Source organism: Aeromonas sp. RU39B, from assembly GCF_900156095.1.
In the GTDB taxonomy this organism is placed as follows: domain Bacteria; phylum Pseudomonadota; class Gammaproteobacteria; order Enterobacterales; family Aeromonadaceae; genus Aeromonas.
In genome coordinates, this window is record NZ_FTMJ01000002.1 from 253,623 (window position 1) to 267,988 (window position 14,366).

At 53.5% G+C, this 14,366-nt stretch carries 14 protein-coding genes; 6 read left to right on the forward strand and 8 right to left on the reverse strand.

Annotation, left to right across the window (positions count from 1 at the left end; all coding sequences use genetic code 11):
- Positions 1 to 48: 48 nt before the first annotated feature.
- From minE to minC, 3 genes are read right to left on the reverse strand one after another with little or no spacing between them, the layout of a single operon-like run.
- On the reverse strand, positions 49 to 309 hold the full coding sequence (gene minE / locus BW958_RS03950; RefSeq protein WP_076574426.1) for a cell division topological specificity factor MinE: 261 nt from the start codon (positions 307 to 309) through the stop codon (positions 49 to 51).
- A 2-nt stretch (positions 310 to 311) separates the two neighbouring features.
- On the reverse strand, positions 312 to 1,124 hold the full coding sequence (minD, locus tag BW958_RS03955; RefSeq protein ID WP_076574427.1) for a septum site-determining protein MinD: 813 nt from the start codon (positions 1,122 to 1,124) through the stop codon (positions 312 to 314).
- 18 nt (positions 1,125 to 1,142) lie between these two features.
- A complete protein-coding gene (gene minC, locus BW958_RS03960) occupies positions 1,143 to 1,838 on the reverse strand; it encodes a septum site-determining protein MinC (protein ID WP_076574428.1) in 696 nt (231 codons plus the stop codon).
- Between the two features lie 106 nt (positions 1,839 to 1,944).
- Between minC and BW958_RS03965 the strand changes: the two genes are divergently transcribed.
- The gene (locus BW958_RS03965) at positions 1,945 to 2,232 is read left to right on the forward strand and encodes a YcgL domain-containing protein (protein ID WP_076574429.1); all 288 of its coding nucleotides are present in this window, start codon (positions 1,945 to 1,947) and stop codon (positions 2,230 to 2,232) included.
- Positions 2,229 to 2,666: a YcgN family cysteine cluster protein gene (locus BW958_RS03970; RefSeq protein WP_076574430.1), complete on the forward strand. Its 438-nt coding sequence runs from the start codon at positions 2,229 to 2,231 to the stop codon at positions 2,664 to 2,666. The genes BW958_RS03965 and BW958_RS03970 overlap by 4 nt, the downstream gene beginning before the upstream one ends.
- 74 nt (positions 2,667 to 2,740) lie before the next feature.
- Here the strand turns inward: BW958_RS03970 and dsbB are convergent, their stop codons facing one another.
- The gene (dsbB, locus tag BW958_RS03975; protein ID WP_076574431.1) at positions 2,741 to 3,262 is read right to left on the reverse strand and encodes a disulfide bond formation protein DsbB; all 522 of its coding nucleotides are present in this window, start codon (positions 3,260 to 3,262) and stop codon (positions 2,741 to 2,743) included.
- A gap of 131 nt (positions 3,263 to 3,393) precedes the next feature.
- Positions 3,394 to 4,974 carry a sodium/proton antiporter NhaB gene (gene nhaB / locus BW958_RS03980; RefSeq protein WP_076574432.1) on the reverse strand — a complete coding sequence of 527 codons (1,581 nt, stop codon included), beginning with the start codon at positions 4,972 to 4,974 and terminating at the stop codon, positions 3,394 to 3,396.
- A 266-nt stretch (positions 4,975 to 5,240) separates the two neighbouring features.
- Here nhaB and fadR point away from each other — a divergent pair, with 266 nt between their 5' ends.
- The gene (gene fadR, locus BW958_RS03985; protein ID WP_076574433.1) at positions 5,241 to 5,954 is read left to right on the forward strand and encodes a fatty acid metabolism transcriptional regulator FadR; all 714 of its coding nucleotides are present in this window, start codon (positions 5,241 to 5,243) and stop codon (positions 5,952 to 5,954) included.
- A gap of 45 nt (positions 5,955 to 5,999) precedes the next feature.
- Here fadR and BW958_RS03990 read toward each other — a convergent pair whose 3' ends face one another.
- The 3 genes from BW958_RS03990 to BW958_RS04000 are packed head-to-tail and all read right to left on the reverse strand — an operon-like array spanning position 6,000 to position 10,753.
- Positions 6,000 to 7,523 carry a SpoVR family protein gene (locus BW958_RS03990; protein ID WP_076574434.1) on the reverse strand — a complete coding sequence of 508 codons (1,524 nt, stop codon included), beginning with the start codon at positions 7,521 to 7,523 and terminating at the stop codon, positions 6,000 to 6,002.
- An 11-nt stretch (positions 7,524 to 7,534) separates the two neighbouring features.
- Positions 7,535 to 8,806: a YeaH/YhbH family protein gene (locus BW958_RS03995; protein ID WP_076574435.1), complete on the reverse strand. Its 1,272-nt coding sequence runs from the start codon at positions 8,804 to 8,806 to the stop codon at positions 7,535 to 7,537.
- A gap of 24 nt (positions 8,807 to 8,830) precedes the next feature.
- Positions 8,831 to 10,753: a PrkA family serine protein kinase gene (locus BW958_RS04000; protein WP_076574436.1), complete on the reverse strand. Its 1,923-nt coding sequence runs from the start codon at positions 10,751 to 10,753 to the stop codon at positions 8,831 to 8,833.
- 558 nt (positions 10,754 to 11,311) lie between these two features.
- Here BW958_RS04000 and BW958_RS04005 point away from each other — a divergent pair.
- The 3 genes from BW958_RS04005 (at position 11,312) to thrS (ending at position 14,354) form a co-directional block, all read left to right on the forward strand.
- Positions 11,312 to 11,932, forward strand: a complete 621-nt coding sequence (locus BW958_RS04005) for a tetratricopeptide repeat protein (RefSeq protein WP_076574437.1) — start codon at positions 11,312 to 11,314, stop codon at positions 11,930 to 11,932.
- Positions 11,933 to 11,995: 63 nt separating this feature from the next.
- Positions 11,996 to 12,184 (forward strand): hypothetical protein, encoded by a 189-nt coding sequence (locus tag BW958_RS04010; protein ID WP_076574438.1) that lies wholly within the window; start codon positions 11,996 to 11,998, stop codon positions 12,182 to 12,184.
- A gap of 241 nt (positions 12,185 to 12,425) precedes the next feature.
- Positions 12,426 to 14,354 carry a threonine--tRNA ligase gene (gene thrS / locus BW958_RS04015; protein WP_076574439.1) on the forward strand — a complete coding sequence of 643 codons (1,929 nt, stop codon included), beginning with the start codon at positions 12,426 to 12,428 and terminating at the stop codon, positions 14,352 to 14,354.
- Positions 14,355 to 14,366: the final 12 nt, after the last annotated feature.

Here is a 14,366-nt window from a genome sequence, read left to right on the forward strand (position 1 = left end):
AAACCTGATCTGCGCGTCACAGATCAGGTTCTCATAAGACAGGAAATGTCACTTTTTGTCGTCGAACGTGATGTTCAACTCAAGCACTGACAGCTCGTCACTCTTTTTGTCCATCTGAACCGTGACCTTCTCCGGATCGATGGATACGTATTTACGGATCACATCGAGAATGTCCTGTTTCAGCTGGGGCAGATAGTCAGGGCCGCCGCGAGACGTGCGCTCGTGGGCCACGATGATCTGCAGACGCTCCTTGGCCAGTTGTGCGGTGTTCTGCTTCTTGTTGGAACGGAAATAATCCAATAATGACATGTTTAACTCCCGAACAATCGGCTAAAGAAGCCTTTCTTCTCTTCCTCGAGGAAACGAAACTCCTTGGTTTCACCCAGCAGGCGGGAAACCGCATCATCATAGGCACCGCCGGCATCTGATTCCTTGTCAAGGATCACCGGCTCGCCGGAGTTGGAGGCGCGCAGCACCGCCTGGGATTCCGGGATTACGCCAAGCAGCGGAATAGCCAGGATCTCCTGAACATCCTGCACACTCAGCATGTCGCCACGGTTGACGCGGCTTGGGCAGTAGCGGGTCAGCAGCAGGTGCTCTTTGATAGGCTCTTCACCACGTTCTGCACGGCGTGACTTGGAGGCCAGGATACCGAGGATACGATCAGAGTCACGCACCGAAGAGACTTCCGGGTTGGTGGTGACAATCGCTTCATCGGCAAAATAGAGGGCCATCAGCGCCCCGGTTTCAATCCCGGCTGGCGAGTCGCAGACGATGTACTCATATCCCATCTCGGCGAGTTGGTTGAGCACCTTCTCCACCCCTTCACGGGTGAGGGCATCTTTGTCACGGGTCTGAGAAGCCGGCAGGATCGCGAGATTTTCCACCCGCTTGTCTTTGATCAGCGCCTGATTGAGGTTAGCTTCGCCATTGATGACATTGACGAAGTCATACACCACCCGACGCTCGCAGCCCATGATGAGGTCTAGGTTCCGCAAACCGATATCGAAATCAATGACGACGGTTTTGTGACCACGTTGTGCCAGGCCGGTACTGAGTGCCGCACTGGTGGTGGTCTTGCCGACGCCGCCTTTACCTGACGTTACGACGATGATTCGCGCCATTCTCGCTTCCTTGTCACTCTATTTGATGCTGTCTATACGAAGTTGTTCATTGTCGAGCCGGACATGGACCGGTCTCAGGATCAGCCCTGGTGGCAGTGCATCACTCAGCTGGAACGTGCCGGCGATGGAGAGCAGCTCTGCTGCCAGTTGCTGACAATAAATTCGTGCCTGCTGATTGCCACGAGCCCCAGCGAGGGCCCGGCCACGCAGAGTACCATATATGTGGATGCTGTCATCGGCGATCACCTCTGCCCCCGGGCTCACCGAGCCAAGCACGACCAGCGAGGTACCAGCGGCATAGATCTGTTGTCCGGATCGAACCGGCCCCACATGAACACGGGTCGGGACGAGGGGAGGAGGCTCTGTCGCTTTGACGGACTTGCTTGGAAGGACTTCTGTACGCTTGCCTTTGCCTGAGGTCATCACGGCAATGCCAGCAGTTTTGGCCGCAATTTTCATGGCCTCACTGCTAGCTCCAGTGATACCGACCAGAATAAACTCTTCTGCTTCAATCAGTTCACGTAGCTGTGCAAAATCGGGCACGCTCTCCAGTTTCTCTACATTGAGCACCAGTGGGGCGCAATTGAAAAAGTGGGGAGCCTGGGCCACCTTGCTTGCCAGTAACTGGCGAATGTTATCCGGGTGGGCATCGGTGATGTGCAGTACCGACAGGGTAAAGGTTGCGCCTTTAATCTCGTTTTCATGTTCGGCCATGAATCATCCCCGATCCAGCAAGGCAATCCGTTATTGTTATTGACAGTCCGATGGTATAATTAGCCTCCATCAGAGGCAATCAACCGCACGGATTATATCAAGTTACATGTTGTGTGCAGTCTATAAAAGTCGCAAAAAATCCGACACATATCTCTTTATCGAGCGCAGAGAGGACTTTTCCTCGGTACCCGAGCCGTTGCTGACTGCATTTGGTCGTCCGCAGTTGGTGATGATGGTGAAACTCGATGAGCAAAAACCGCTGGCATTTTCCGATGTGGCCAAGGTGAAACAAGCCCTTAAGGCGCAGGGATTCTATTTGCAGATGCCCCCGGCGCAGACCAATTTGCTCGATGAACACAAAGCCTTTTTAAAGAGCCAGAGTGAGCCGTCATGATCCCAACACCTTTCTGGCAGGAGAAAAGCCTGCAGCAGATGAGTGCAGGCGAATGGGAGTCGCTGTGTGATGGTTGCGGCAAATGTTGTCTTAACAAGCTAATCGACGAAGATACTGAAGAGCTTATTTTTACCAACGTAGCCTGTAATCTGCTCAATACCCGCACCTGCCAGTGCTCGGATTATGCCAATCGCTTTAGCAAAGAGCCTGATTGCCTGCAGATCACGGTCGACAAGATTGATGAGTACCACTGGTTGCCCTCGACCTGTGCCTATCGCTTACTGGCAGAGGGTAAAGCGCTGCCCGAATGGCACCCCCTGTTAACCGGCAGTGCCTCAGCCATGCACAAGGCGGGGCAATCGGTACGTGGCAAAGTGGTGCACGAAGATGAAGCGGGTGATTGGGAAGATCACATTATCTTCTGGGCCAGCTGATCACATCACAACTCATCATTATCTCAAATAAACACGGAGCCGCAGCAGGCTCCGTGTTTATTGGTGGCAAAGAGTTACTGGCAGCAGCGACCCTTGACCAGATTGCCAACGGCCACCACCAGAAATACCAGCAGGTAGGCCGCAAAGCAGCCGACCAACCACTGCGGCATGGAGAGGTTCAAGAACTGCCAAGTGATCTCCGAGCAATCGCCATCTGGCATAAACATCCATGGGATCCACTTGTCGAGCGGCAACCAGCTTGGAAAATCGGCGTAAGGGCTGCACACGTTGAACGGCGAGGGATGAAGCTGATAGTTGACGTGTTGCAACGCTAGTTGCAGACCGTGGAAGGCGCTATAGCCCCACAGCAGCATGCCACACCAGCGAACAACCTTGCTGCCGGGGTTGCTCATGCCAATCAAGCCAGCCACCACGATCCCGAGTACGGCAATGCGCTCATAGATGCACATGACGCACGGATGCAATCCAAGAATATGCTGGAAAAACAGTGCGCACAGTTCAAGAAACAGTGCAGACCCCGACAGCAGGGCCCACGGCCAGCGCTGAGCGGCCAATCTACGCAAAAACTCAACCATTGCTGTTGCCTGATAAACGGTGAAACTACGAGGCATTAGAGCAGAGCGCCTTGGCAAAGAAAAGAGGTATGCTCCATGGCCTTGTCTTTTAAAGAAAAAGGCCGCCAGAGGGCGGCCAAAACCAGCGGAATTTAGTGTGCCGTCACCGCCGGTATGGTGGACATCACTTGTGGACTTAGCCAGCCCCATTGGTAGAAAAGGTCGGTCATGGAGGGCAGCAGGTATTCAACGCACAACAAGCCGCCCCCTGCGAGCACCAGAGTGTAGGGCAGCGCCATCCACACCATGCGGCCATAAGAGAGCCGCAGTAGCGGTGCCAGGGTTGAGGTCAGCAAAAACAGAAACGCCGCCTGCCCGTTGGGTGTGGCCACGGAGGGGAGGTTGGTCCCGGTGTTGATGGCCACGGCCAACAGGTCAAATTGATGGTCGGTAATCGCACCACTTTCCAGGGCAGCTTTCACCTCGTTGATATAAACGGTGCCAACAAACACGTTATCACTGACCATCGAGAGTAGGCCGTTGGCGAGATAAAACAGGGCAAGCTGGTTTTCCGGTTTGGCGGCGAGCACCACGTCGATCACAGGGCGAAACAGTTGCTGATCGATGATGACGGCAACTACGGCAAAGAAGACCGCGAGCAGGGCGGTAAAAGGCAGTGCCTCCTGGAAGGCTTTGCCGATGGCATGCTCGTCTGTGATGCCATTAAGAGAGGTCGCCAGCACAATCACCGACAGGCCGATAAGACCCACTGCAGCCAAGTGCAGTGCCAATCCGATAACCAACCAGACGGCAATCAAGCTCTGAACGATGAGCTTAACCTTCTCTTGTCTGGAGCGGTGGGCATCGGACTGGCGATCTTGCTCAAGCAAAATCTGGCGAACAGACTCGGGTAATTTGGCGCCATAACCAAACCAGCCAAATTGCTCGACCACCAGACAGGTGAACAACCCGCAGAAAAACACCGGCACACTGACCGGTGCCATGCGCAGGGCAAATTCACCAAAGTGCCAACCAGCCTGCTCGCCGATGATAAGGTTTTGTGGTTCACCCACCAGAGTGCATACGCCACCCAATGCTGTGCCGACGGCTGCATGCATCATCAGACTACGTAAAAAGGCGCGAAAACCGTCCAGATCGCGGTGGTGCTCATCGGTTAGAGTCGCATCATCCTGATGATCATGATCCTGCGTGGCCCCTTTGCCCGAGGCTACTTTGTGATAGATGGCGTAAAAGCCGACGGCAACACTGATGACCACCGCAATCACGGTCAGGGCATCGAGAAACGCCGACAGAAAGGCCGCCGCTAGGCAAAATGCCAGCGACAGCGCTTGCTTGGAACGAATACGCAGCAGCAGTTTGGTGAACAGATAAAGCAGCAACTGCTTCATAAAATAGATACCTGCCACCATGAAAATGAGCAGCATCAGCACTTCCATGTTGGCAACCAGCTCGTGCTTTACCTGCCCCGGGGTGGTCATCCCAATGGCGACCGCTTCAATGGCTAACAAGCCACCAGGCTGCAGCGGATAGCACTTTAGGGCCATGGCCAGAGTAAAGATAAACTCCACGACCAGCAGCCAGCCAGCCATGAACGGGTCAACGTAGAACACCAAGGGGTTTATGATAAGGAAGGTGAGGATGGCTGTTTTATACCAGTTGGGCGCGTGTCCCAAAAAGTTGGATGCAAGTGCTCGTCCAAAGCTCATCTGCATGTTTGTCTCTCTAAATGCTGCGGTCGGATGGAACAACTTCATCTCCGGACGCTGACATCCCTGCGGAGACGAATCACATGTATGAATATTAATGGCTGTTTTATAAATGGGGTAACATTTGAAACAGAAAAAACAGCAAACTCGTTTGTTTGAATGAAAAGTGACCGACCTCTGCACAGAGGACCGACCTTTGTACTTGCCAGCTATCTTCCCTTTGCTATGATTCGTGAGCCTTTAACATCGTTATCACCTAACAGAGTCCGTTCATGGTCATAAAAGCGCAGAGCCCGGCCGGGTTTGCCGAAGAGTATATTATTGAATCTATTTGGAATAATCGCTTTCCGCCTGGTTCTATTCTGCCTGCCGAGCGTGAGCTCTCCGAACTGATAGGTGTCACTCGAACCACTTTGCGCGAGGTGTTGCAGCGCCTGGCTCGTGACGGCTGGCTGACCATTCAGCATGGTAAGCCGACCAAGGTGAACAATTTTTGGGAAACCTCCGGTCTCAATATTCTGGAAACATTGGCCAGACTCGATCAGGAGAAAGTGCCGGATTTGGTGGCCCAACTGCTGTCGGCCAGAACTAATATCAGCACTATCTTTATTCGTGGTGCGGTGCGCAATAACCCGGAGCGTGCTGCCGAAGTCCTGCGTGAGGCTAGCAACGTCGACGATTCTGCCGATGCCTATGCTGACTTTGACTACCGATTGCTGCATCAGCTTTCGTTTGCTTCCGGCAACCCGATTTACGCTTTGATCCTCAATGGCTTCAAGGGATTGTATGCGCGCGTTGGCCGTTACTATTTCTCTGATCTGCAAGCTCGTGAAACGGCGGATGCCTATTATGTGGCACTGCTCAAACTCGCGGAGAACAAGGATTACGAGTCGGTGTTTCAGACTGTGCGCCAATATGGCGTTGAGTCGGGCAAGCACTGGGCTCGGCTGCGGGAGCACATGCCAAGCAACTTCTGTGACCACTAAAGAGAAACGAAGCGCGCCAAAGGGCGCGCTTCTTGTTTGGGTTGGTTAATAAGGGTTCTTTTTCTCGGGACAGCGGGCAATGATCTCGGGGCTGAGTTCGCCGTTGTCTTGCTCGAGGATCACGTCAAATCCCCACAACTGATGCAGGTGCCGTAACACTTCATGCCGCGAATCGGAGAGCGGAATTCGGTTATGCGGCACATAACGCAGGGTGAGGGAGCGATCGCCCTTAACCGCCACGTTGTAGACCTGAATGTTGGGTTCGAGGTTACTTAAGTTGTACTGGGCTGACAATGTGCTGCGTAGCCTGCGATAACCCTCCTCATTGTGGATGGCCGCCACTTTCAGATAGTTCTTCATGTCGTCATCGTCGATAGCAAAGAGCTTGAGATCACGCATCACCTTGGGGCTCAGGAACTGGCTGATAAAGCTCTCGTCTTTAAAGTTCTGCATAGCAAAATGCAGAGTGTCTACCCAGTTGGTACCCGCATAATCGGGGAACCAGTAACGGTCCTCCTCGGTGGGGTGCTCGCAGATACGGCGCAAGTCAGTAAACATGGCAAATCCGAGCGCATAGGGGTTGATGCCGGAGTAGTAACGACTGTTGTAGGCCGGCTGGAACACCACGTTGGTGTGACTGTGCAGCACCTCCATCATGAACCGATCGGTCAGTTTTCCCTCGTCATAGAGGTGATTAAGAATGGTGTAGTGCCAGAAGGTGGCCCACCCTTCATTCATCACCTGAGTCTGCTTTTGTGGGTAAAAATATTGGCTTATCTTGCGCACAATGCGCACCACTTCACGCTGCCACGGTTCAAGCAGTGGCGCATTCTTTTCAATGAAGTAGAGAATGTTCTCTTGCGGCTCGGAAGGGTAGCGGCGATCTTCCACGCCTTCACTGCGAACTTGTTTAGGTAGCGTTCGCCACAGTTCGTTGACCTGGGTTTGCAGGTAGTCTTCTCGCGCTTTTTGGCGCCGTTTCTCTTCGGCAAGCGAGAGTTTTTGCGGCCGCTTGTAGCGATCCACCCCGAAGTTCATCAGGGCATGACAGGCATCAAGCAGTGACTCGACCGCATCAATGCCATGTTTCTCTTCGCATTCACTGATGTATTTCTTGGCAAACAGCAGGTAATCGATGATGGAAGAGGCATCAGTCCAGGTCTTGAACAGGTAGTTGTTTTTGAAAAACGAGTTGTGACCGTAGCAGGCGTGGGCCATGACCAGTGCCTGCATCGGCATGGTGTTCTCCTCCATCAGATAGGCGATGCAGGGATCCGAGTTGATGACGATCTCATAAGCCAGCCCCATCTGGCCACGCTTATAGGTGCGCTCGGTCTGGATAAAGTGTTTGCCATACGACCAGTGGTGATAGCCAATCGGCATACCCACACTCGAATAGGCATCCATCATCTGCTCGGCCGTGATCACCTCAATCTGGTTGGGGTAGGTGTCGAGCTTGTAAAACGCGGCTACCCGGGCAATCTCCTTGTGGTAGATATCCAGCAGATCAAACGTCCAGTCAGGCCCATCGTTGAGAGGGGCATAATCCCTGATGACAGTCTCGCTCATAGTCTCTCCCCTCAGGCTGCCTGTTTGCGAAACAGCTCCCGGAACACCGGGTAGATATCTTCCAGCTTGCGGATGTGCTCCATGGCAAAATGGGGGAACTGCCGTGCCACCGTTTCATATTCGTACCACAGAGTCTGGTGGGCGCGGGTAGTGATCTCGATATAGGAGTAATAACGCACCTTGGGCAGGATCTCCTTGATAAGCAGCTCCTTGCACAGTGGTGAATCATCCGCCCAGTTATCCCCATCCGAAGCTTGTGCAGCGTAGATGTTCCATTGCGAGGCCGGATAACGGGCATTCATGATCTCGCCCATCATCTTGATGGCACTCGATACTATGGTGCCGCCGGTTTCCTGAGAGTAGAAAAACTCGTGTTCATCCACCTCCTTGGCCTGGGTATGGTGGCGGATATAGACCACCTCCACATTCTTGTAAGTGCGAGTCAAAAACAGGTAGAGCAAGATATAAAAGCGTTTGGCCATGTCCTTGGTGGCCTGATCCATTGAGCCTGACACGTCCATCAGGCAAAACATGACCGCCTGGCTGGAAGGCACTGGACGCTTGACGAAGTTGTTGAACTTCAAATCAAAGGTGTCGATAAACGGCACCGCGTCGATACGCTTGCGCAGCTCACGGATCTCCTTTTCGAGCAAGGCAATGTCTGCTTGATGCTCGGTAGGATCTTCCATCAAGGCAGCCAGTTGCGCCTCCATCTCCCGCAATTGGCGTTTTTTACCAGCCTGCAAGGCGATACGGCGCGCCAGCGAGTTTTGTAACGAGCGCACCACGTTGATGTTGGTCGGTACGCCGCTTGAGGTGTAGCCGGCCCGGTAGGTTTTCACCTCCATCAATTGATTGAGCTGGGTTTGCTGTAAATTGGGCAGCTCCAAATCTTCGAACAACAGATCAAGGTATTCGTCTTTGGAGATCTGAAAGACGAAGTCGTCGCTACCATCCCCCTGATTGGAGGCTTGGCCTTCACCCGCGCCGCCTCCACCGCCCCCTCCTTGGGGGCGGTCAATCTTGTCACCGGAGACAAACTGATCGTTGCCCGGGTGTACCATCTCCCGCTGGCCGCCACGACCCTGATGAAATACCGGCTCGGTGATATCGCGGGTCGGGATGCTGATGCTTTCGCCCTTGTCCACGTCCATGATGCTGCGTTTGGTCACAGCATCCGAGACAGCCTGTTTGATCTGTTTTTTATAGCGGCGGATAAAGCGCTGCCGGTTGACAGCGCTTTTGTTTTTGCCGTTAAGTCTGCGATCAATGAAATGCGCCATTTTCCCCCCTTGGCCTTAGTTGGCTCAGGATGACTTACGCACCCTCAGATACCACTCAGAGAGCAGGCGCACCTGTTTGCGGGTATAGCCTTTCTCCATCATGCGCTCGACAAAGTTGTCGTGCTTCTTCTGCTCCTCGGCCGAGGTCTTGCTGTTAAACGAGATAACCGGCAGCAGCTCTTCGGTATTGGAGAACATCTTCTTCTCAATCACAGTGCGCAGCTTCTCGTAACTGGTCCAGGTCGGGTTGCGACCAGCATTATTGGCGCGGGCCCGCAGCACGAAGTTGACGATTTCGTTTCGAAAATCCTTCGGGTTACTGATCCCTGCCGGTTTTTCAATCTTCTCCAACTCACTGTTAAGGGCTGAGCGATCAAATAGCTGTCCGGTTTCCGGATCGCGGTATTCCTGATCCTGGATCCAGAAGTCGGCGTAGGTCACGTAGCGATCGAAGATGTTCTGGCCATACTCGGAATAGCTTTCGAGGTAGGCAGTCTGGATCTCCTTGCCGATGAACTCCACATAGCGCGGGATGAGATAGCCCTTGATGAACTCAAGGTAGCGATCGTGCAACTCTTGCGGGAATTGCTCGCGCTCAATCTGCTGCTCCAGCACATAGAAAAGATGCACCGGGTTTGCCGCCACTTCTGCGTGGTCAAAGTTAAATACTCGCGAGAGGATCTTGAACGCAAAGCGGGTTGAGAGGCCGTTCATCCCTTCATCCACACCGGCGTAATCGCGGTATTCCTGATAGCTCTTGGCCTTGGGATCGGTGTCTTTGAGGCTTTCACCATCGTAGACCCGCATCTTGGAGTAGAGGCTGGAGTTTTCCGGCTCTTTGAGGCGCGAAAGCACCGAGAACTGGCCAAGCAACTCGAGAGTGCCTGGCGCGCATTTGGCTTCGGTCAGTTGGCTATTGAACAGCAGTTTTTCATAGATCTTCACCTCTTCTGAGACGCGCAGGCAGTAGGGCACCTTCACGATGTAAACCCGGTCGAGGAACGCCTCATTGTTTTTGTTGTTCTTGAACTGTTGCCACTCGGACTCGTTGGAGTGGGCGAGGATGATCCCCTCGAACGGCAGCGCCGAAATGCCTTCGGTGCCGTTGTAGTTCCCTTCCTGGGTGGCAGTCAGCAGCGGGTGCAACACCTTGATAGGTGCCTTGAACATTTCAACGAACTCCATCAGCCCCTGGTTGGCTTTGCACAGGGCTCCGGAGTAGGAGTAGGCGTCGGCGTCATCCTGGGCATAATGCTCCAGCATGCGGATATCGACCTTGCCCACTAAGGAAGAGATGTCCTGATTGTTCTCATCGCCTGGCTCGGTCTTGGCGATGGCAATTTGGTCAAGAATGGATGGATTGACCTTTTCAATCTTGAACTTGGTGATGTCGCCGCCGAACTCATGCAGACGTTTTGCAACCCACGGCGACATAATCGGACGCAAATAGCGACGTGGTATACCGTATTCGCGCTCAAGCAACTCACCATCTTCATCAATATCAAACAGGCAGAACGGGTGATCGTTGACCGGAGATCCCTTGATTCGATAGACAGGCATCTTTTGCATCAATGCTTTGAGCTTCTCAGCCAGAGATGACTTACCGCCGCCGACCGGGCCGAGCAGATAGAGAATTTGCTTTTTCTCTTCAAGGCCTTGGGCTGCGTGCTTGAGGTAGGAGACGATCTGCTCAATGGCCTCCTCCATGCCGTAGAAGTCCTTGAAGGCTGGATAACGGCCGATTACCCGGTTGGAAAATATCCGGCTCAGTCTCGGATTGGTGGATGTGTCAATCATCTCGGGTTCGCCGATGGCGGCAAGCAAGCGCTCGGCCGCTGATGCGTAGCAGGACTTGTCCTGTTTACACATCGTCAGGAACTCCTGGATGGTGTACTCCTCTTCCCTGGCTTTTTCGTAGCGTTGTTGGTAGTGCTCGAAGATGCCCATAACCAATACCTCCGTATAAGAAGACGCTTACCCCAAAAGAGAATCACTGCCTACGAGTTGTCACATTTTCTTTTTAAGTTAAGCCTACCTGCCACCTCACTGTGTAATGAAACCGACAATCTTTACTTTGCATTGCGTCTTTACGTGATGAAGCGCAAATGCTGCCATGACCGGTTTCTATGTTACTGACTGTTAAATTATTTTTGACATGTGAATGAGTCCCTTGTCAAAGGCATAACAGATAAATCTTTCAATAGCGAATGGATTCGTAAGATAACGTTTATCGAAAAACCGACACTCACCTATCGAACAGTAAAAATTAAAGCCTAAGCTCTAATTTTTACATTGACGCAACATTTTTGGTTGCATAAATTGGTCCCGTGCATCCCCGTCTTCGAACTGGCGTTGTAAGTGAGGCAGGCCAATGCACAGCTCTGTTTAAGCACGTTTCCGTTGGCTTGGCCCTCGCATCGCGGGGGCCTTCTTTTTGTTTTGACCACTTGCTTTGCCGTTAACCTCTCTGCTACAAGCAATGTGATGCTTATCACGGAGTTTGTCATGACCTCATCAGCCAAATTCACCCTGTCGCGGGCCCTGTTTGTGGGGTTTATTGTTGCTACGCTCTGGCGGGTGTTAGCCCATGACCCTTGGCAGGAAGCAAAAAATGCTTGGCAGCAGGGCAAGTTTGATGTGGCGGTGCGCATCTGGGGCAAGATGGCGGCTGAGGGGGATGTGAACGCGCAGGTCATGTTGGCGCACGCTTATGCACAAGGTAGTGGCGTTGAGCAGGACAATCCCAAGGCTATCTCTATGTATCGCGATGCAGCGCAGCGTGGCAGCGGGGAGGGGCAATATTTGCTGGCAGAGGCCTATCTGCGTGGCAACGGGGTGGAACAAGATCTGAACAAAGCCTATCAATGGATGGAGTCGGCGGCGTCCTCAGGTCAGGTGGTGGCCCAGCTTAAGCTTGGCTTGCTCTGCTTGCTGGGCGTAAAAGGGGTGCCTGAGTGGGAAAAGGGCAAACGCTGGTTGGTGCGCGCCGCCTCGGCTGGCAATGACACCGCGCTGTGGGTGCTGCGTCAGGTGCAGTTGCGAGAGGCGGGGGAGAGCCGTTTTCCCGAGGGGGAGTTGGACACCCTGTTAGGGACACAAGGTCAATCTTGGAGAGTCAAAGTGTGAGCAAGATGGCAGATATCCTGCATGACTTGGCGCAGTATCGCCGGCCAAGTCAGGGAGGCCACCATGAGCCACTTACCGCACTGGTTACAAGAACCTGTTGATGCCCATGTGTTGAGTCTGGAGCAAGCCTATCTGGTCTTGGCGCATTTGGCTCGAGCGGGCACCCGCAACAACATGTCTGCCACGGCGGATGAAGCCGCTGCCTTCTGGCGTTGGTACTGTTACAAACAGGACGGTCAGACCCGTCACTGAGTGGCCAATAAATGACCGCCATGGCAAAAAAGTGGCGGTTTTTGTTACCCCATCAGCAATTTCATCTGCTACCATGCCCCATCACCTGACCGCTCACATGGGATATCCTCTGGATCTCCATTCCCGGCGTGTTTGCAGAGTAAAGCGAACAGTCAGGTGACGGCGTGTTATCACTTCAACCGATTTCACTCTCGTTGCATGTGGCCTTTGGTGTGGGTCACCACTGTACAAGGATTTCAAGATGCCAATCATTACCCTGCCTGACGGCAGCCAGCGTCAATTCTCCCAACCTGTTTCTGTCATGGATGTCGCCGCCGACATCGGTCCCGGTCTGGCCAAAGCGTGTGTGGCCGGTCGTATCGATGGTGAGCTGGTCGACGCCTGTGAATTGATCGAACACGATGCCGCGCTTTCGATCATTACCGCCAAGGATGAAGAAGGGCTGGACATCATCCGCCACTCCTGCGCGCACCTGCTCGGTCACGCTATCAAGCAACTGTGGCCGCAGACCAAGATGGCGATAGGCCCGGTTATCGATAACGGTTTCTACTATGATGTGGATCTCGATCGCGCTCTGAGTGACGAGGATCTGGCTGCCCTGGAAGCACGCATGCTTGAGCTGGCATCCAAGGATTACGACGTTATCAAGAAGAAGGTCTCCTGGCAGGAGGCGCGCGATGCGTTCGAAGCGCGCGGCGAAAGCTACAAGATGGAGATCCTCGACCAGAATATCGCGCGTGACGATCGCCCGGGTCTGTACCATCACGAAGAGTACATTGACATGTGCCGCGGCCCGCACGTGCCTAACATGCGTCACTGCCATCATTTCAAATTGCAAAAGATCTCCGGTGCCTACTGGCGTGGCGACTCCAGCAACAAGATGCTGCAGCGTATCTACGGGACTGCCTGGGCTGACAAGAAGCAGCTGAAGGCGTACCTGCAACGCCTGGAAGAGGCCGCCAAGCGCGACCACCGCAAGATCGGCAAACAACTCGACCTGTATCACATGCAGGAAGAAGCGCCGGGCATGGTGTTCTGGCACAACGACGGCTGGACCATCTTCCGCGAGCTGGAAACCTTTATTCGTGGCAAGCTGAAAGAGTACGACTATCAAGAGGTCAAGGGACCGTTCATGATGGATCGTGTTCTGTGGGAGCGCTCTGGCCACTGGGACAAGTATGCCCAGGCCATGTTCACTACCCAGTCGGAAAACCGTGAATACGCTATCAAACCGATGAACTGCCCGGGTCACGTACAGATCTTCAATCAGGGCCTGAAGTCTTACCGCGATCTGCCGCTGCGCATGGCCGAATTTGGCTCTTGCCATCGCAATGAGCCGTCCGGATCCTTGCACGGCCTGATGCGTGTGCGCGGTTTTACCCAAGATGACGCCCACATTTTCTGTACCGAAGCACAGGTGATGGACGAAGTGTCCAGCTGCATCCGTATGGTTTATGACGTATACGGCACCTTTGGTTTTGAAAATATCGTGGTCAAGCTCTCCACTCGTCCTGAGCAGCGTATTGGCTCTGACGAGATGTGGGATCGCGCCGAATCGGCCCTGGCTGAAGCCCTGACCCAAAACGGTCTGAAATATGACCTGCAACCGGGTGAAGGCGCCTTCTACGGCCCGAAAATTGAATTTACTTTGCACGATTGCCTGGATCGCGCTTGGCAATGTGGTACTGTGCAGCTCGACTTTGCACTACCGGGCCGTCTTGGCGCCACCTATGTGGGTGAAGACAACGAGCGCCATGTGCCGGTGATGATCCACCGTGCCATTTTGGGCTCCATCGAGCGTTTCATCGGTATTTTGACCGAAGAATATGCTGGCTTCTTCCCAACCTGGCTGGCACCGACTCAGGCGGTTGTCATGAATATCACGGATAATCAGGCTGATTATGCTCTTCAAGTCGCCAAAGCATTGAATGATGCGGGCCTTCGCGCCAAGGCAGACTTGAGAAATGAGAAGATTGGCTTTAAAATCCGCGAGCATACTTTGAAGCGAGTACCTTTTATGCTGGTTTGCGGCGACAAAGAGGTCGAATCCGGCAAAATTGCTGTGCGTACTCGCAAGGGGGCTGACCTGGGAACGTATCCCGTTGACGAGCTGATTTCACTGCTCACCCAAGAAGTTCAGTCCCGCGGACAAAAGAGAGTGGAGGAATAAGCTATAAAAGGC

Coding starts and splice junctions, on each gene's coding strand:
- thrS (WP_076574439.1), top strand. CDS start 12,426: ATGCCAATCATTACCCTGCCTGACGGCAGCCAGCGTCAATTCTCCCAA.
- fadR (WP_076574433.1), top strand. CDS start 5,241: ATGGTCATAAAAGCGCAGAGCCCGGCCGGGTTTGCCGAAGAGTATATT.
- minE (WP_076574426.1), bottom strand. CDS start 309: ATGTCATTATTGGATTATTTCCGTTCCAACAAGAAGCAGAACACCGCA.
- BW958_RS04000 (WP_076574436.1), bottom strand. CDS start 10,753: ATGGGCATCTTCGAGCACTACCAACAACGCTACGAAAAAGCCAGGGAA.
- BW958_RS04005 (WP_076574437.1), top strand. CDS start 11,312: ATGACCTCATCAGCCAAATTCACCCTGTCGCGGGCCCTGTTTGTGGGG.
- BW958_RS03970 (WP_076574430.1), top strand. CDS start 2,229: ATGATCCCAACACCTTTCTGGCAGGAGAAAAGCCTGCAGCAGATGAGT.
- BW958_RS03995 (WP_076574435.1), bottom strand. CDS start 8,806: ATGGCGCATTTCATTGATCGCAGACTTAACGGCAAAAACAAAAGCGCT.
- BW958_RS03965 (WP_076574429.1), top strand. CDS start 1,945: ATGTTGTGTGCAGTCTATAAAAGTCGCAAAAAATCCGACACATATCTC.
- minD (WP_076574427.1), bottom strand. CDS start 1,124: ATGGCGCGAATCATCGTCGTAACGTCAGGTAAAGGCGGCGTCGGCAAG.
- minC (WP_076574428.1), bottom strand. CDS start 1,838: ATGGCCGAACATGAAAACGAGATTAAAGGCGCAACCTTTACCCTGTCG.
- nhaB (WP_076574432.1), bottom strand. CDS start 4,974: ATGCAGATGAGCTTTGGACGAGCACTTGCATCCAACTTTTTGGGACAC.
- BW958_RS03990 (WP_076574434.1), bottom strand. CDS start 7,523: ATGAGCGAGACTGTCATCAGGGATTATGCCCCTCTCAACGATGGGCCT.
- BW958_RS04010 (WP_076574438.1), top strand. CDS start 11,996: ATGAGCCACTTACCGCACTGGTTACAAGAACCTGTTGATGCCCATGTG.
- dsbB (WP_076574431.1), bottom strand. CDS start 3,262: ATGGTTGAGTTTTTGCGTAGATTGGCCGCTCAGCGCTGGCCGTGGGCC.